11 protein-coding genes and 1 pseudogene are annotated in these 19,101 nt (G+C 48.4%); 7 read left to right on the forward strand and 5 right to left on the reverse strand.

Annotated elements, in window-relative coordinates:
- Positions 1–310 precede the first annotated feature (310 nt).
- The 3 genes and pseudogenes from ACO6UX_RS16915 to ACO6UX_RS16925 form a co-directional block, all read left to right on the forward strand.
- On the forward strand, positions 311–3,676 hold the full coding sequence (locus ACO6UX_RS16915) for a RecQ family ATP-dependent DNA helicase (RefSeq protein WP_422449541.1): 3,366 nt from the start codon (positions 311–313) through the stop codon (positions 3,674–3,676).
- A 13-nt stretch (positions 3,677–3,689) separates the two neighbouring features.
- The gene (locus ACO6UX_RS16920) at positions 3,690–4,268 is read left to right on the forward strand and encodes a hypothetical protein (protein WP_422449542.1); all 579 of its coding nucleotides are present in this window, start codon (positions 3,690–3,692) and stop codon (positions 4,266–4,268) included.
- Between the two features lie 229 nt (positions 4,269–4,497).
- Positions 4,498–4,818 (forward strand): annotated as a pseudogene (locus ACO6UX_RS16925) (DUF4277 domain-containing protein); the annotation flags it as partial.
- A gap of 220 nt (positions 4,819–5,038) precedes the next feature.
- Here the strand turns inward: ACO6UX_RS16925 and ACO6UX_RS16930 are convergent.
- From ACO6UX_RS16930 to ACO6UX_RS16945, 4 genes are all read right to left on the reverse strand, one after another.
- Entirely contained in the window at positions 5,039–5,737 is a 699-nt protein-coding gene (locus ACO6UX_RS16930; RefSeq protein ID WP_422449543.1) for a DarT1-associated NADAR antitoxin family protein, read from the reverse strand.
- Positions 5,730–6,506: a DarT ssDNA thymidine ADP-ribosyltransferase family protein gene (locus tag ACO6UX_RS16935; RefSeq protein ID WP_422449544.1), complete on the reverse strand. Its 777-nt coding sequence runs from the start codon at positions 6,504–6,506 to the stop codon at positions 5,730–5,732. The genes ACO6UX_RS16930 and ACO6UX_RS16935 overlap by 8 nt, the downstream gene beginning before the upstream one ends.
- Positions 6,507–6,529: 23 nt before the next feature.
- The gene (locus tag ACO6UX_RS16940; RefSeq protein WP_422449545.1) at positions 6,530–7,120 is read right to left on the reverse strand and encodes a hypothetical protein; all 591 of its coding nucleotides are present in this window, start codon (positions 7,118–7,120) and stop codon (positions 6,530–6,532) included.
- Positions 7,121–7,586: 466 nt separating this feature from the next.
- Complete coding sequence (locus ACO6UX_RS16945) at positions 7,587–8,786, reverse strand: ISAs1 family transposase (RefSeq protein WP_422449546.1); 1,200 nt, start codon at positions 8,784–8,786, stop codon at positions 7,587–7,589.
- A 225-nt stretch (positions 8,787–9,011) separates the two neighbouring features.
- Between ACO6UX_RS16945 and ACO6UX_RS16950 the strand changes: the two genes are divergently transcribed.
- From ACO6UX_RS16950 to ACO6UX_RS16960, 3 genes are all read left to right on the forward strand, one after another.
- The gene (locus ACO6UX_RS16950) at positions 9,012–9,854 is read left to right on the forward strand and encodes an endonuclease/exonuclease/phosphatase family protein (RefSeq protein WP_422449547.1); all 843 of its coding nucleotides are present in this window, start codon (positions 9,012–9,014) and stop codon (positions 9,852–9,854) included.
- A gap of 794 nt (positions 9,855–10,648) precedes the next feature.
- A complete protein-coding gene (locus ACO6UX_RS16955; protein WP_422449548.1) occupies positions 10,649–11,335 on the forward strand; it encodes a helix-turn-helix domain-containing protein in 687 nt (228 codons plus the stop codon).
- Positions 11,336–11,425: 90 nt separating this feature from the next.
- Positions 11,426–11,593: a hypothetical protein gene (locus ACO6UX_RS16960; RefSeq protein WP_422449549.1), complete on the forward strand. Its 168-nt coding sequence runs from the start codon at positions 11,426–11,428 to the stop codon at positions 11,591–11,593.
- Positions 11,594–12,077: 484 nt separating this feature from the next.
- Here ACO6UX_RS16960 and ACO6UX_RS16965 read toward each other — a convergent pair whose 3' ends face one another.
- A complete protein-coding gene (locus tag ACO6UX_RS16965) occupies positions 12,078–18,803 on the reverse strand; it encodes an LPD38 domain-containing protein (protein ID WP_422449550.1) in 6,726 nt (2,241 codons plus the stop codon).
- Between ACO6UX_RS16965 and ACO6UX_RS16970 the strand changes: the two genes are divergently transcribed.
- On the forward strand, positions 18,750–19,101 hold a 352-nt coding region (locus ACO6UX_RS16970; RefSeq protein WP_422449551.1), incomplete at its 3' end, for a hypothetical protein. The two genes, ACO6UX_RS16965 and ACO6UX_RS16970, sit on opposite strands and share 54 nt — an antisense overlap.

Below are 19,101 nucleotides of genomic sequence, written 5' to 3' on the forward strand. Positions count from 1 at the left end.
TTAGACGTTTGAATTTTCAGCTGGGCCATCAGGAATTCTTACGTTAAGTCTTGAACCTTGAAATCAACGCCAAAGATCAAGACCTGTCTTGTGCCATGAATCTTGCCTATGTTCAAAAAGGAAAGACCCCAGCTTCTGGGCTGGTGAAAGGCAGTTACTATCAATTGGTGCTCAGCAATACGGAAGTCACCGCTCTGACCCAACTGCAGCAACAGCTATGCCAGTTGTTTTATGATTATGGATTGTTCCCCGACCGATCGTTTCGTTATTATATTTGTTAGTCTTCAGGCATCCACAAGGACTGTCCGTCATGAATACTGTGCCCAAAAACCGAATACACCTCACGGCTGGCTATGTGCAGGGTGAGCACAATTTTACCTTTCAAAATCTGCCCCCTGCCCAAGCAGTGGACTCCCAACAGCTGCACGCCTTTGCCCTAGTTCGAAAACTGTTGCTCAGGGGAACCCCAACTCAGGCATCGCAACGACTCATCGATGGACTGGCACTGGAACCACACCACTTGAAAGCCGCCCACCCTCAATGTTTGATCAGCTCAACCCCTCCACAATGGTCACACACCATTAGAGGTGCGTGTGCCAACAATCCAGCTCAGCGGTTCTTCGAACAGCAACTGCCAGCCGCCTTGGGTGAGCACAGTTACCTGACACGACTGATTCAACCAGAGTGCCCTCTGCAGACCATTGTGCCCGTATCCCAAGGCAAATCACCTTATGCAGGAGAGGAAGCGGTCGATTTTTATCTACCCCAAGCCAAATTGGTCCTAGAAATTGATGGCAGTCAGCATCAGCGAACGGCTCAACTCTACAAAGATCAAGCCCGGAATAAACTGTTAGTAGACAGAGGGATACAAACCCTACGCATTGCGGTTCGTGATCTTGAAGCAGAAAATGCCAACTATCAGCGATTTATCCAAGCCATCCACACCATCATTACCCAGCATCAGTCTACCTTTGCTCTGTATCAACAAGTGTTTGCTCAGCAAGGTCAGAATACATCAGACCCCAGAGTCATTCTCACGGCTATTATTCGCTTCCAGCTATTGGTATTAGAACTCCTCTGTCGTGGTGCTTTATCACTGAAGTCACCACTCTGGCGGTTGGTTATTCTCTCGGACTGTCCTGATGTTAGACAATGGACAGACCTCGCCTTACAAGATCTCATTGAATGGCTGCAACCGATCATTGAGTTGCAAGGCTTGACGTTCAAGTCCCCTCGTTGGCATCTCATCACCTCAGAAGAACCTTCTGGTAAAGACTTGATCTTTATTGACCATCGCGTTAACGATCGCTGGGTTGACGCCTATCCAGCCCGTAACGACACGATTTTTATCCGTACAGACTATGTGCAATTTGTTACATTGGACAGTCGTCGCAAAAAGCGCTTGGATCACTATACGCTAGCCCCAGGGCCCCACTACAAGTACCCAATACAGTTAGGGGGAGTACAGGACCATAAAGCGCCGTTATTGCAGCTGCTGAATAAACTGTATCGTTACGACAACTTTAATCCTGGTCAACTCTCCGTCATCACCAACGCGCTACAAGCCGAGCCGACCATCGGCCTACTGCCCACAGGGGGTGGTAAGTCATTGTGTTATCAATTCAACGCCTTCCTTCAGCAAGGTTGCTGTATTGTCGTTTGTCCGATTCGTTCATTAATGCGTGACCAGGCTGAAGAACTCAATCAGCTAGGCTGCTACGGTCGGGTGCATTACCTGTCCAGCGACCAAACAACCGAGGAGCGACAATTGACGCTAGAAGCTTTGCGCCAAGGTCATTTGCAGTTCCTATTCGTATCCCCGGAACGTTTTCAACAAACGCCGTTCCGGGAAACCTTACATGCACTGGCTACGAATCAATTGATTTCTGCCATTGTGGTGGACGAAGTGCACTGTTTGTCAGAGTGGGGTCATGATTTCCGCACGTCCTATCTGACCTTGGCGAAAACTATTGAACGGTGCGTGCCCAATGTTCCTCCACTATGCCTAACGGCTACTGCATCGCTGCGGGTTTTGAAGGATATCCAGCTGGAGTTTGATATTGATGATGACAACGTCTGCTATTTAATGGAGTTCACTCGAAAAGAACTTAGCTTCCACGTGATTGCCGATCACAATCAAAAAAAGAAAGCCTTACAGGACCTGATAACGCAAATGCGGGAAAAAGGCTGGGCCAGCAATGAAGCTGCCGGCATTATTTTTGCGCCCTATGCGAGTGGGAAAAATGGCTGTTTAAGCTTGGCCAATGAGCTACAACGCCTGGTGCCGGGTACTCAATACTTTACCGGCTCCATGCCTAAGAACTGGTCAGGTACCGTAGCAGAATACGAGAAACAAAAGCGTAAAGTGCAAGATCACTTTAAACGTAACGAAACGCCGTTATTGATAGCTACCAAAGCCTTTGGTATGGGCGTGAACAAGCCCAATGTGCGCTTCACTGTTCACTATGGAATTCCCAGCTCCATGGAATCCCTCTACCAAGAAGCGGGACGTGCTGGCCGCGATAAACAAGCCGCTGAATGTTATGTGCTTCTTTCGGAAGAGCCCACTGGAGACATTCCCAGCTACATTCTTGAGCAAAACACCCCCATCGAAGACGTGAAAAAGTGGGTGGATGACCTTGGATTCAACCGGAAAGGCGATTTCGCCTCTCAAATGTGGTTCATCACCAATGGAACGGAACAGGTTGAGAAGGAACTGGCACTCTGCGGTCGAGTGTTAATGGCCCTGAGACAGCGAGGCCACCTTAACACTCTTATCCAAGCCAAGGAGGTCGGTGCCACCAAACCCGCCACCGAAAAAGCGTTGTATCGTTTACACCAAGCAGGTTTAGTCGAAGACTGGGTTATTGAAGATTATTTCCGGGGTCACTTCTTGGTTGATTTCACACCGGTTCCCGACCACCAGGTTGCAGAGGTCATTGAAGCCTATATACGTCGATATGAAGATACTCGCAGTGTTAATGCCGAGCTCAAAGCCCTGTTGGATCAACACGAGGATGCGACACTGCCGCTGATTCGCTTCTTACTTCATTGGAACCACCAGCATTTTGTCTTTAATCGACGCCAGTCATTGAAATCGTTATACGATGCCTGCAATGACTTCGAACTCGAGGGAGCAGAGGCGTTTAAAATTAAGCTCGAGGCCTACTTCCGAGTCGATGGCCGAACTCATAAACTTCAGGCTCTCGCAGAAAGCAGCTTAGAACAAAGTCTACAAGCGATTGAGTTGATCAAAAAAATCAACCATCATCAAACCAAGCTCATCAGTGCCAAAGAAGCACAAACACTACAAGGATCGCTGTCACGCTTTTTGGAAAGTTACCATAACAGTCCAGGTCTGGATTTATTGAGTGGTCTACTGCGCCTATTGTTGAACCAGTTTGACGATGCCGACGGCGCTCCTCGTTTAAAGCGTTTCTTGGAACAAACCAAACATCATGAATCCCTATGGGAAACAAGTCTGAGCCGATTTGCCCTGATAACCGATCAACTGACCTCGGTTCAGCGCAACCAATTAAGTGAAGTTGTATGTGGTCAGGTCAATGATCCTAAAGAATTTATTGCCATCCACGAGGCGTTGAAGGATGAGCACTCGGCCTTAACTTACTTAAAAAACTTTACCCACCGACTGAACCGCATTGATTTAAGTGTGTAAGGATTAGCTAACCATGGACCTTTCTCGTGCTGAACAGATACTTGCTGAACTCGAAGCTGGTAGTCAAAAGATTACGAAAATCAGCGCGGCAGTCGATTACCTCGACACCGTGGCCAACCAGCTGAAAGAGTTATCAGATGAATTCAAAAAAGCGAGACAGCATTTATCAGATAGTCAGAAGGCGACAGAAGCGACTCAGGTAGAAGTGTTAAGCCATATCGAGCCAGCTGTTACGGTATTGAGCGACAATCAAAAAACATTCCAAATACTAGGTACACAGCTGACTGACAAGATTAATGCACTAAACAGTGAGCTAGACAGTACTGTAGGGCGAGCACAACAACCATTGATAAATGAAATTCAAAAGCAGAATAAAGAGATTACTGCACAAATTCACCGCGATGCAGGTGCTACCCAAAACGCATTAGCAACACAAAATCAGTCATTAACACAAACTCTGTCAGCCTTAAGTCAACTTGCAGACAGCCATAAAAACCTACAAAATCAATCAGCCAATAGTAAACGCTGGTTAATCATTTCAGTAGTATTACTGGTGGTGAACTGCATCATTTCAGCAAAAGGCATATTTTGAAGTTCTAAGACCAATGCCCAATAGCAAATATATAGACCTGATTTAAGTAAGACCTAATAAAACACATGAGTACAAATCCCACTCGAAATAACATCGGGTGGAGAAATCAATTCCACTGATACTATGAGCTTCACATGAAGTGAAGCTTATATCTGCCTTTCACCACCCCGATTGATATTTTCCTGAAATCTGATGTCAAAGGACTGATCAGATCTTCAGGGACACCGATATGCCGCCAGTTCAATACCAGTTTAAGATCCTTAATCATCCAAGCTTGGTTGCCGCCATGTGCCGGGAGCTAAAGATAGCCGAATATTTCGATACACGCATAACCAATGACTCTGATGCACGCAATGTCACCATTGGACAGGCGGTGGTCGCAATGATCATCAATGGGCTGGACTTTACAGGGCAGACCCTCTACCTGATCCCTGAGTTCTTTGAGGACAAGCCGATTGATCGCCTCATTGGGGAAGGCATCCAGGCAGAGCACTTAAACAACAAAATACTTGGCCGCGCGCTCGACAGTCGTTGCACTGGTGGGGTCACACTGGTGGGGTCACACTGGTGGGGTCAGGTCTTTCCTTTTGAAAGTCATTAGACGTTTGAATTTTCAGCTAGGCAATCAGGAATTCTTACGTTATGTCTTGAACCTTGAAATCAACGCCAAAGATCAAGACCTGTCTTGCGTCATGAGTCTTGCCTATGTTCAAAAAGAATGAACTGCCCCAGCTTCCAGCTTCGATATTGAGGGTATCAATAGAATGAAATCAAAACAATGCCCTATTACCTGAGCTTTTCTGCGTTTCACCCTGTGAAAATCGCTGAAGTACCTTAATAAAGTCATCACGAGAGGACAATGCTTCATTGAGCAAACCTCGACTTTCAAGGGACACATACAATGCCGCTGAATGCGCTTGACAGTTAACCGATTTTTTGGGATTGAACTCAATATCAGTAAACCCTCCATAATCTTTTAACCGCTCACCATATCCTGGTTTCGTATGGATAACATTAAGGTAAAGCCAATCATAAAATGCCGTTTTGGGAATTAATGGCCAGTCCACTCCAGCAGACCTGAAAGCAACCAACTGACCTGATTCTGTTAACCGGTTATCTCGCTTAGCTTGAGATGGAGCCATTAATCGAATATCAGTGTAGGGTCCACCATTCTCAAACACCTTTGATGCCTGAAAAATCGACTCCAGAAAAAAACCATCCTCTTTTCCCGCAGGGGTATATTTCAAACTAAAGGCACTGAGATCTACACCCAAGTTATCTTCTGATTTTGTAGAAATTTCCAAAACAGTATTGATGTTGAACTGTTTACCAGCCTCTTCATGTAGTGACTGGATGGATTTCTGTTTTTGCACCACGGCAAGTCCAGGAGACCACACAAAGGAAACCATGCAGGTCCGGACCAACAAATCCCCCTCGAACTGAGGTATAAATACAGGCCGTTCAGCCATAGTGTTCACCACTGTATGTCGAGTCCAGATACTTAAAGTCTATAAAGTCGTTGATACTCTTGCGTGTCCAGAATCTGTGATCATAACGCGGCCCAAAAAAATTCTCATTGACTGTGGCATGAACCTGATGGCTTGCAAGCCAGGCAACATCCTGATCATACCGTACGTTGACCGTTCGGATATACCGAGGATCAATGACACTATCACAGAGTACTTCTGCCTGTGGGTCTGTCGTCAATTCATCTCTCAGCCCCAACTCGGCCCGAACATCGTCTGAGAGAAACTGCCATTTAAGCCCTCTAACCCCTGAATGTACCGGTATCCGACCCGCAGCATTGGTAGGGCAAAACTCAGCCCATAATCGAGTAATAACATCAGCATCAAACTCGATAACAGCCCAATGCTGATTACGGTTATCTTGCTGTTTTCTATAAAACATTTTGTAATTTGGAAAAGAAACCGACAAACAGTTATATTCTTCCTTATTTTCATAGCGAAAGTCATCAGAAAACTGGGCATTCAGATACATCATGATTGACTCTTCTTGGAGGAGTTCTCGGGGAATCAAACCAAAACGACAAATCGATGGGACATTCTCCAAAGCCGTGAAATGCAGCAAACTTGAGATTCCTCTCTGTTGTAAGAAATGCTCCAAGTGAGGCTTTTCTTTTTTTTCACAGGGACGACGGCTTGATTGCAGAATCTTCTGAGCTAATTGGTCAGGATGCAGGGATTTGTTTGAAAAAGCCTCGAGCAAAACCTTTTTCATAATCCTATGAAATGGGAGACGTTTCATATAGTTGTTTTTCCCTCAATCCGCTTAAGAATCCTAAGCGCGTCATTTTCAAGGTAACTGCTTTTTATCAATAACCCTCCCGTACAAAAACAAAGAAACAATAATGACCAAAACCATAAAAAAGGCATCGTTATGGGGTTGAACGACACTTCAAACCAACGAACTGGCTGAGTAATCCAACGGAAAAATAAATAATTCCACGTTGGTGGGACATAGGAAGATAATGACAATGTATGTTCCTCTCCCAGATCAAGAGACCTCAGCACCTCTCCACGAATATACCTTGAGCTGGCATTCGACCAGAGCACTTTGCCATCCAGAGACACCTCAACCAAAAGCAACCCGTTGATAGGATGAAACATTTGATCTAGCTGGCCCTGGTCTACAGGTAACAACTGATCCTTAACATCCGTGTTCGATGCAATAGAATGAACAAGAGCGGCCTGGTTGACATTTACCCGGTGAACTGTCCCCTGCCAATAGCGATCATGGTTAAAAAAGTACCCGAATAAATACGTTGCCCCCAGCGCGAGCAGAAAGCTACCAATAATGAAGAATGTGCCAATAATTAATCGTGATCTGTGCATTTTCTTTGGTTTATAATTTTTGTTTTTTAAGTCAATCTCACATCATAGCACCACATTTAGAAGGCTGTCGGAAAATATACTGCCTTACTGCGACACAGCCAGCTTAGAAAACCGATTTTCTTCCAAAGCCTCAGGCCTACAGCCTATCCTTCAAATAGAAGAGGAGGTACATCAAACTTAGCCACTCTCATCATCAAGATCTTCGTCCACACCACCGTAAGTCCTTAATAACAGCAGGGCGAAAGCTTCAGGCGTACTAAAGTACTATTATTTAACGCTAATTAAACTTGTTCCTTTGGGCAGAAATTTCTTATATTCAATTTATTACTATGCCTTTCAGTATTTTCAATATCTGGTGATAAAAAAGTAAAGAATCAGGCACGCCAAACTTCTCCAGAGGTGTTACAAACCTGGACTATGAGTTTGTCCTCTAAGTCACCAATTGAAATGGTGGATTTATTTTCTGTTATCCAGGGGAAAACTGTTCAAGTATTAACTCTGTTCGGTAATCTTCATCAAGCCCTGCCAGCTCAGCACGACGGCGCATGCTCTCTTTTTCAAAATGGGTGCTCTGTTTATGGGCGTTGTAGCAGCATCGTCTTAACGTAGCAATATTTTTTGTGGCTGTTCGTTCGTGAATTTTAGAGGCGTCTTCGCTGAAACTGACATCCAATTCCCAATGTTGCTTATTCTCTGTACTCCAATGGTTCCGAGCCGCTGCCAGTACGCTTTTGGCTGTCATTTCCCGGGAGGTAATATAGAAATTCAGCTCTGTTGATTGCCTGGAGTCAATGAGTCTATCACGCTGAATAATCGCGCAGTGTTCCAGGCCAGGCCATTCATTTCCGGGATCAACGAGACTTTTGATATTGTTAAATACCCAGCTGCGCCTGTGCTCTTGACGATTGCGACTCTTCTCTATTGTTTCTGCGAAAAACGGATTTTCCTCATCATCTGGATCCGGGTCTGTAGGATTTTCCTCAATATACTGTTCAAAAACTGTATCAATACGATTGTGCAGAGTTGGCTGGTTGTTCTTTACACAGATCAGGTAATCTGCTTTTTTTTCAACAATCTTTTTGCATATGGCGACTTGGCAGCCCATGGCGTCCATGGTGATCAGAGCGCCTTCCAGTACCAGCATATCCAGAATCTCCGGAATGGCGGTAATCTCATTAGATTTTTTATCAACCGATGTTATACCCAGTATGAGATTTAGCTCGGAGCAGTAGGCACTGACTATGTGAACCATTTTCTTACCCTTGGCAGGGCGTGACCCACGAAGTGCCTTACCGTCAATGGCAACAACATTGTCGTTTTTTTCAGGTGGAGGGCCGACTTTACGAGCATTGATCGCGGTTACTGTATCGCACATCCAGTCAATAAATAGCTGCATAAACGCCACTGAGTCAACCATCATGCATACTTTCTCTATGGTATGGTGCGATGGGAACCCGTATTTGTAAGGAAAGAATTGTCGAAACCAAGCTTTGTTGTAATGAGCAAAAGATGCCATGCTCTGCCACTCAGTATACCCGCTCAGAATACTGGCATAGACGATAAATAAGACCTCCTGGAGGGGATAGACGACATGTACCTTATCACGCGGTTCAGCCAGTTGGTGGAGCCTGTCAATTATCGGGGCGTAACTGTTCATTTGGACCATACCTCTGCATTAAGCAGAATGTATCATGGCAGAATTATTTATGTACGTTAGTACATCTGAAGCTTTCGCCCTGTTAATAACAGCCACCAGCACTCCCTCTCTCCGTCAAAATAACAAGTTTTCTTTCCCCTTTCATACCACTTTTAATTCAGCTTTAACCGTTGCTGTCTTCATCGGTAAATGTTTGTATATGAAAAACCGGTCAACACCCTAATCAGGAACACCATGCTCAAAAAGCTCTCCCCCATCACGTTACTGTTCTTTTCATTCAGTACGCCCGCCCTGACCCTCATGGAAATAAACACTGAATGGCTCTGGGACTGCAAAGCCCCTCACGAAGGCAGAATCATCGGAGAAACCCGCCCGGCCCCCACCTGCCAGGAATACCGGGAGGAGCTGGAGTTCTACGCCAGCCTTATCAAAACCAACAATGCAGAAGCCGTAGCCCTGGCAGAAATTGAAAACTGCAATGTAGCCAAAGAAATGGCCACAACCATTGGCCCCGTATGGCAGAGCGTCTGCCTTAAGAGCCGCGACACATTCACAGGTCAGGATGTAGCCCTGCTCCTGAACACATCAGTCTTTAAACCCGTTCCGAATACTGAAACCACCCATCCGGAACATTACGCCATGATCGGCTCAAAAAAAGTCAGGCCAAGTAAGGTACTTTCAGCAGTAGCTCGCCATCAGGTGACAAAAGAACTCTACCTGTTCACCACTGTCCATCTGATCAGCAAAACACGCTCCTCCAACGAAGCTAAACGTCATGCCCAGGCCCTGGCAGTCAAGTCCGGTATGGAAAGCATAAGTAACAATTATCCAGTCAGCCATACTGTACTGATGGGTGATATGAACGACTACCCCGGTTCACAGACCCTGCTTAATCTCAAAGGCGACGACCTTATCAACCCGGCAGACCAGAATGATTGCAGCTATATATATCGTGGAAAATGCAATCTGATCGACCATATTCTGGTCAGTAAATCGCTGTCCGGGGGTGAACTCACCAACTTGGACATGCCTGAGAAATATTCTGACCACAAGGCGGTTATTTACAGCTTGCAATAAACAAACTGGAACTTTCAAACTGGGATCATTAGGTCATGATTCTTGTAGTCAGAAAGGCCCCAGTTTTTTCCTGATCGCTGACCCGCTGCTGTGGTCTCCAAGATGCTTGGTAATCAACGTGAGTTCGATGCTCAGAAAGCCATAGGCAAACCTTCTGTCAGTGCTGTTACATCAATATGAGGCTTTCTGAGCATTGAACTCACGTTAAATAGGCTCCCTTCAGCGACCCAAGCTTTACCCAATATCGCGGGTATTTGCCACTATTAAAAAAGACACCAGGAATCGAAAATTCACCGGCCTTAAAGAGACAAAAAACTAATCCGGCAATCTATCCCGCACTGTGCGTGCCAAATTCCACGCATCTTCTTCCGTTCGCTCACGTCGATAGCTGAACATCCTGGTGACAATAATACCAAACACTGATTGTCGATCCACGCGAAGTATTACACTAGCGGAGCGATGAGCAGATAGATACAAATCAGGATCCTGCTGCAGGCACCAGTCACGATACAGTCGGCAATACTCCACGAAGGTGTTCGGGAATACTGGGAATCCTGCCCCTGAATTCCATCGACAAATTCTCGATATCACGGTCAAGGGTCACCTAAAGCCCCAAGTTCATCACTTGTTATTTTTGCCTGTTTCAAAAATTTTCACTTAGGTGTAAAGAGTACTGCACTTATGTGCAAATATAATTGCATTTAGGTTCAACATATTGAAAACATTTAAACTTTTGTAGATTTTTAAATTTCACTCTGGAAGGATAAAAATTCACAGTCCTATGAGTAGTCATCATGAGCGACCTTATTATTCCACAACCAGGAAGGGCACAATTCGACAAGAATCGGCATGGAAAATATACGTCTGTAGATGAGGTATTTGCTGAAGCTGCGGGAGAGGATTCTCCTGAAAATTGCATTGGCAAAACAGACGATCAGTTAGTCTGGAAGTTTTCAGGCAATACCTGTAACCGTTCAGACTGGAAAGTGATCAGTGGCAATCCATTTTCCAAGAGCAGAGAGTGGATAAAAACCGCGTTCAACTGGAAGGAGGTTATTGCGGTAAAAAACCAGAGTGCCCTTGGGGGGGTGTCCGGCTCAATGATCCTCACAGAGTCACTGGAATCACCCATGCTCAACGAGTTCAGTAAACAGCAATCAGTTTATGTCCCTGAGATAAATGACCGGCTGAACTGGAATTGGCTAATGGCATTGAGGTGTGTATTACGGGGGCAGCCTATCAGGGACATTGCCACACAACTGAGTAAATCGGAAAGAACGATCAAAGGCTATATAGAGGATGTAAAGAAAAAATTCGGTGCCACCTCCAAAGCAGATCTGATCACGATGTTGCACTGTTGTGGGGTCGCCGTACTGGTCAACGTCATTGAAGACCACAAGTTATGGAAGCAGAACGACCAAACCATTATCCAACCAGACAGGGAGGTTGTAGAGGAACTGCCATCAGGCAGGATTAACTGAAGTCAGAAAATGCTGTTCAGAGCGTTTTTAGAGGTAGCGTCTGATTAATCTGTATTGAAGTGAGTTTTAAACCACAAGGATTAATACAAGATGGACGTAGACATATCAGTAGAAGAAGAACAAAAAGAACAACAACAAATGCAGAGTATTATTAACGATACACTTCACAGGCTGGACCGGTTAAAACCAAAGAACCGGGATTATGTGCTTAACTACCTGATTCATCATTTTGATGAGAAAGTTCTGCCGAAACCCTGAAGGTTCAGGGTGGCGTTTCTCGAAAGAGGGGCTGTCAGGCTACTGCTGCCGTATCCACCATCGCCTGATTCGAAAACCGGAAATAGCTGGAGAAAGGCCAGCCATTTCCCAATTTAACAGACGACCAGAGGTAGAAGGCCCCCCTGTGTGCTGCACTCAGCAAAGTAAATTTCAAAGCATGAAAGCATATTTCAGTGGCTGAGCCGTCGACCATTTAATCAATAACTTTAATCATCCACTAATTCCGTGGATAACTCGGTGCACAACCCGTGGGAGAGTCAATAAAACAAGGGAAAAAGCGGGACAAAAGCAGCCTGATCATTTTTTAATCAGTAGTGAGTAACTCATCAAAACAAAAAAACCCGCTTACAGCGAGGGACGTAGAGAACGACCAAAGTCGTTAGGAATTCCTGTGCGCCCTGCTTGGTTTTTCAAAGCTTCCTTCGGTTCACATCTCTGTGACACCGTATCGCCTCATCCTTGATTATCGGAACGGCTGCTGATATTTCTTTACAGTACTGGCACTGAGCTGGTTGATCTTCCAGTTCAGGCTGTCTATCCGTTCTCGTTTGGTTTGACGGTCCATTAGCCGATCTTCCATCACCCGCCGTATTTCCTTGCGCAGCTTACTGATCTCCCGGCTAGCCTTGTTCAGGCCGGCCTTGTTCTTCAGTTTGCCAGCGGCTGTCTGCTCCAGGTCTTTGGCCTGTTTGTCCTCACCGGACTCCTTGTACCGCTTGATAGTGTTGGCAATCTCCATCACATCCACCGTCATATCGTGCAGTTCAATGGTGTAACGGTTATTGCTGCTCACACCATCACGGATAAACGAACCCAGCACCGGGTACTCATGTTTGTTGCGAGTCGGCTTCTCTGCAGCATCGGTGACTGCATGGGTCAGGGCATCGGTTGCCATCAAAACATACCCCCCCAATGAGCCGAAATAGCCTTTGAGCAGGTGCTCCAGTTTCTTGGGGGAACGCATCCAGTCCGGTGCGCCTTCCGGTAGTAACTGCACCAGTTCTTTCAGGGTGTCACTGGTGTATGGGTCATACTGGGCTTCCGGCTTCAGGTTCTGCAAGTGCATGGGGATAATGGGCCGGTCACGGAAACGGTCCCGGTTTTCGGAGACTTCCCATATCGGTTTGATGATCTGCGGAATAGGATCCAGGTTAAAGATATTCATCACCAGCCTATGCAGCATATCCTTGGTCCACTTCCTATCCTCGCTGCCATCAAGGCTCTGGGTAATGATCTCTGGCAGGGTGGCAAAGATAGCCCCTACTTCAAAGGGCTTGGGTATCTGGAAGTGACCTTCATCACCCTCGCCTATCCAGAAGTGGTGATAGCCTAATTTTTGATCGTTGGTCAGTTTCTTATAGCGCTCGTCGTCTTTATAAAGACTCAACAATGCCCAGGACGCCAGCCCGTACAGCATCCCACGGAAGATCACCGGACCGGAAAAAGCCGATAACGACCAATCATCCCCGGGCTTGATGCCCCGCCACAATCGGTTCACCCCCTGGATCAAAGAGTTAAAAAACGGAACGGAATTCACCATAAACCGGATCAACGGCCACTGCCCACTACGGGTAAAGTTCAATACGTCCAGGGATTGATAAGCAGCCTCGGCCGGGGAGCCGCCTGCCTCAATGGTCTTCTCATAAACGTGAAACCGGTTGGTGTTTTCAAAGCGGGAACCGAGCCTTTTCCAGAACTCCCACAACTGTCCCGGACCATTAAGGATCCGGTTACGTTCCTCCGGCGACATTTTTTTGCGGATATTATCGGAGTCGACGCTGTAATAGCCGCTGCCGCTGGTGCCGCCACCCATCACCGACACCCAGCGGGTTTCATCATTCTTCAATGACTTACGGAAGCCCCTGACTGCACCCGCCAGCGGATTCAGTTGCAGCGTCTTGCCGTTCACTTCCGGGGCAATATGCACAGCAGTGGACAAGGTATCCTTAATCAGGTTGCGCAACCAGAAGTCCGGCAGTGATGTCACCCCTGCAGTCAGTACCTTGCGGGGCAACCCGATCAGCTTCTCAAAGGCGGTATGGGCCGGTGCGCCCAAATCCTGAATGGAGGCATACAACAGTGGGTCTTTAGTCTGATAATATTCCAGCTTGCCGTTAACCGATACGCTGACCACGCCATTGCCCGGTTCCACATAGGTACTCAACAGGGCTTTCCAGCGACGCATCTGGTTCGGTGTCAGGTTGGTATCCAACTCCATTTCCCGCAGACGCCCAAGCACTTCCTCATCGGTCATGGTGAACACGGCGTCCACCTTCTCCAGTGCGCCCAGGCGTACCCCGTCCTCTACAATTCGTTGCTGGGCAATGTTCTTGAAAGCGGCATCTATCATCGACCGGGTATTGCGCACCATCGCTTCAAGGGGAGCAATCTTTTCCACTCCGCCGGTCAGTTTCTGAATGCCGGATTTCTGACCGGATAATCCTTTTTTGAGTCGGCCCCCACTCTGCTCCTTCGCTTCCAGGTCATGTACCCGGTGGAAAGGCAGGTAGTCATCGGTTTCAAACAGCTTGCGAACGTCCTTATTCAGGAGACCTGCATCTTCCATAAAGTTCAACAGGTCTTTGTTGTGGGCCTGATAGCTGTCTTTTACTTTATTGAACCGGGTTTTCAGTTGCGGCTGGGTGTCTACCCAGTTCTGCATGGTTTTGATTTTCTGCTCGTCGTACAGGTTCTCCCGATTCTGCTGGCTCAGCTCCTTGCCCAACTTCAGGTCTTTTTGCATCTGCTTGCGATCACGGTTCCAGGCAGTCCGCCCCCCCTGATACTCATCCGGTGCGATGGCATCCAGAGTCTCTTTCAGGGCCTGCCCCTGAGCCAGCAGCTGATTGCCTTTTGCCCTGGCTGCCTTGTCTTCGTCGATGATCCGCTGCGCCCGGATACTGCCTGCCCAAACCTCCTGGGTTTCCAGTTCACCCCGTTCGGCAACCGGAGTAAATACTTCCACAATCCCCTGACTGTCGGGCTTTATTACCACACTGCCGTCTTTCAGCATTGGTGTGCCTTTATACAGCACCGCCTCCGTTACGCTTTGTGAGTTCCGACTCAGGTGCGCAGCCTTGCTGGCGGACAAGGCCGCATCCAGTAACTTGCCGTCATTAAGCTGTTTTTCATTGTGCTCAACAATGGCAAAACGGTTCCACATTCCCTGATTGGCTTCTATCTGCCATCGCTTGATATGTTCTACAAGGGTGCGGGAATCCCACTTTTCCTTCAGCCGATCCAGCTTGCCTTTGGGATTAATGCCTCCGTGGATGTCTTTGATGACGGACTGCACATCGTCCGGCAGGTCTTGCAGGGCGTAGCGGGGAGCGCCAATTTTTCTGTCCGGCTTGGGCTTCTCTTTCCGGGCTCCCAGTCGCGCTCCCGGCGCTTGGTGGGATTTCCCCCATCCCCGGGGGTTGTCGGTTCTGCTGTTAGTCTTGGGCTTCTTGTTCTGTTGCCTATCCTTCAGCGCAAACAGTGACTGGCCGTCCTTCAGCACCGAGTCTTTCATCTTGTCGGTGACGGTCACGGACCAAACCTTATCAGGCTTGGTATCGTAAGGGGACTGCGACCCACTGAAGATAATTTCCACAGGTTCCAGTATCGCCCCCCACTTCTTGGTGTACTTTTTCATGTAGTTGGCAAGGCGCTTGTCGTAGAACTCCTTCATACCCCTGGCACCGCTGTCGCCGATTACCTCGTCCAGATTATCCAGAGTGAATGACTCTTCGTGATCCTGAAAGGTCAGCTCTTTAATACCCTTCAGGGCTTCTTCCGGGTTTTTAAAGACCCTGATGCTACCGCCACTATCCCGGTACACTTCTCCGTTCTCATCAATCAGGTTATATAAGCTCATCCCTTCGTGAGGCTGCGCTTCATAGCTGCCTGCCTTGCGGTACAACGATTGTCTGATATTCTCGGACTCCTCCCTGACTTTTGTGCCCACCCGGTTGCCCACATAGTCTTCCAGCCTTTCTTCGGCGATGCGCTCATGCCGCTGGTTACCGTTTCTCTGCTTGATCACCATGGTGAAATCGGTCAAGCGGCCTGAGCTGGTGAATACCGGCGTTACCTTCAGTGAATCCACCACCTGACCAAGGCTTGGATACCGTTCCACCTGTTGTGCCGCGCTGCTCCAGGCAATCCGGTCAAAGCCTTCTTCAGCGGCATGGCGAATCATCCTTTTCATCACCAGGTTGGGCCAGTTTTCCTTCAGGGGAGCGTCGGGCTTCATGCGATAGGTATTCATGGCAGAGTTATGGCTGTAGAGTGATTCCAGTTCGGTTTCTATCTGCCTTAGTCGATCCAGCAACGCCTCCTTGCGCCTGGTAAGTTCCTTGAGTTCACCCCTTATCTGGTCAATCTGTGGTTGCAACTTTTCCTTGCGTTCTTCGTCGCCCCAGTCGTTCCAGCCTTCTTCGTTGGCCATTTGCTCATTCAGCAGGTTTAACTGGTCTTTGGTCATATAGATTTCAGTGTCTACAGTCTGTTCTTCATTGGTCTTTTCCCGTTTTTCTTTTCTCAGGGCATCAGTTTTTCTTATCCATTCCTCATTGGCTTTTATGGCTTCTGGTGTCTGGTAGCCTCTTTCCCGTCCCTGCTGATGCCAGTCACTCTGGACTTCATCAATAAACAGAATCCGTTCATTACGACCATGGACGTTTTCATTAAAGGTCTGGAAGCGAACATGAGCCAGTGCATTTTCAGCATCTCCCCAATGGCTATCGGTGTAAGCCTCCTGTTCCCATCGAGCGAATGAATGGTGTTGGCTGACCGCAGCAGCAATGGCCGAGGCTGCCGAGGCATGGCCAGTGGTGATAATGGTTCTGTTACCATCAGCATCGACACGGTAAAGGGTGTAATGTCTGAACTCCGTTCCCCACTCCGAATCATTCACCTTCAAATCGTGGGGCAACACGCCCTGGCTCAGATCGCCCGCTTCTTCTTCGGTGATGGGGCTCCGGTTCTTATGGTTCGGATGATCAGCAGGAAATACAGTCTTGTTGTTATCAAGGAACAGGATCAGCTCGGAATAATCTTCGCCACCCTGCATGGCGTATTGCCGGTACTGGACATTGGACTCATCCCGCAATTCTGCTTCCATATCACTGCGATAATCAGACTCGTAGTCGTTCTCCCAGGCTTCCAGTGCGGCGTCTTCCTTATCGGAATAGCTGACATGATCACGTACCAGTTCTTTGTCGCCCATATTATCGACGCTGTTATTAGCTCGCCATTGGGCTTCTTCATGCAGAGCTGACTCATTCAGATCGCCATCGTCGTCCAGCAGGGCTTCAACTTCATGGTCATCCAACTCTTCATCTTCATACCGCTGTTTCAGCTCGTCATAGTGAAAGTCATACTCGGATTCCCGCAAATCTTCCCGCGCCTCTTCCAGGGCATCAGCCAGTTCATCCAGTGAATAACCATGCTCATAATCACCAATGCGTTCACGGATAAACATCTGCTGCTTTTCATAAACCCGGTCGTCCAGCTCCTGTTCATCGAAGCCATCCACGTTCAGGTCTTCGGTGATCCGCACCTCATTCTGCCGGATAAAATCCAACACCTCTGATTTGCTCAGCTTTTGGCCTTTTTGCTCTTTATTTTTCTGGGCCAGCCACAAGTCCAGCCCCATCCACTGGATTTCCTCGTCCTGCACGTTGTTGCCTTTCTTGATGGCATTCAGCCAACTCTGGGCAGGCAGCTTGTCCGACTTCACGGCGGCGGCACTGCGCTCCACGGCAGAGTAAAAGGTGGGCGCACGGCCAGCGTCGTTATAGCGATTGCCTTTCGGACCGTTGGGGTTAAAGCTGCCATTGCGCTTCAGATGCCCACGGGCAGCACTGAGCAACTCCACCGCATCGGCATCGGTCCACTTGATGTTGGGGAACAACCGGCGCAGGGCATTGCGGATCATGCTGACCACTTTGGTCAACAGGCCGTTTTTCGGGTCTTTCTCCGCCAGGTGTGCCAGGTATTCCTCGGCAACGATCCGGTTGGCTTCCACTTCGCTCTTGCCTTCCATCTGCCGGGCGTAGCGTTTGGCCAGTGCCTGCTTCAGCCGGTCGCTCATATCCCGGTGGATTTCATCGAGCACGGTATCCAGCCGCTTGCCCAGCAGACCACGGACGCCTTTATGGCCCACCAGTTCATGGAGGACGGTACGGGTTGCCTCGCCCACATTGTCCAGGTTGGCAGCGATCAGGTAAGTGTCGCCCGTGTCCGGGTCAAACAGGCCCCGCACCCGGCCTTGTGCCTTGTCGCTGATGACTTTCCGGTAAAGGTGTGAGGGCAGTTCGGTTTCAGACTGCAATACATGAATGGCCTGATTGAGTTTCTGCTCCAGCGGCTTCAGCTTCAGCCGCAGGGGACCGGACTGAATGCCTTTGGCATTGGTGTCTTTGCGCAGGGCATAAAAAGAGCCTCCCTCGCTCAGGTTGGGGAAGCCTTGTTCAGCGGCTGACTGGTAATCACCCTCCTTGCCGGTAAAGTGATCCAGCACATTAATCCGGTCGCCCCGGTTGAAAAAGTTGATCAGGTTCCGGGTGCCTTTCATGGCCAGTGGCGAACCACTGCTTTTCAGGATGACCGACGAACTGTTGGTGCTGTCCAGTGACGTCATAATCCGGGCAGCCGCCGGGTTATCTGTGGGGTGTCGCAGGGTCTTCAGGTCGCTGTCAGACAATGGCAGGACGCCGGTGACATTATATTTGCTGTCCAGCAACACCACCGCATTGCCACTGATCGTATCCAGAAAGGGGCGCACCGTTTGCGGTGAGCTGAAGTTGATGTGAGGCCGGTTAAAGCGCAGTCGCCGTTCGGTAATGGGGAATGCTTTATTGCGAGCCATGCGCTTAGGTGCCACCGCTCCTGTCTGCTCCGAACCATCGGCATCCATAATCCTGGCGTGGCCGGTGATACCCACCACAGCATGACCCATATTCACTACGCCACTGCCGTCCAGCACATCGTTCAGGCTGTGGGTAATATGCACATCGGAGGTACTGGGGGTTGGATCACCGGATGGATGGTTATGGGCAAACCAGACGCTTTTGGCATCCGGTGTGGCGACCACTGCACCGGCCAGTGTCCAGGGTGACACGGAGGCAGAGGCTTTCTGCCCCTTGCTGTGCTTGATGACATTAATTACCTTGTCGTTGCCATCGAGCACAATGGCGTACATTTCCTCCTGCGCCAGCTTGCGGATCGGGGCGATGAAGTGGGCAAGGTCGTCGTGGGTGTGGATGGTGTCGGTGCCAGCCCTTATGGTGCCGGTTTCAACGTGCTTAACCAGAACACGTTGGTTCTCGATGATCTGCTGTTTGCGTTCTTCACCGGTCAGATCAGGGGAGGCGAACAGGTCTTTCTGACCGGCGTCTTCCAGATTAGATTTTTTGCCACGGCGCTTACGTTCTTCTACTCCGCTTTGTTTTTCGTTTTCTCCGGCTCTGTACTCACCCCCTGGTTCATCAATTTGTCGA

Origin of the sequence: Endozoicomonas sp. ALB091 (genome assembly GCF_049310265.1) — a bacterium.
Classification (GTDB): domain Bacteria; phylum Pseudomonadota; class Gammaproteobacteria; order Pseudomonadales; family Endozoicomonadaceae; genus Endozoicomonas.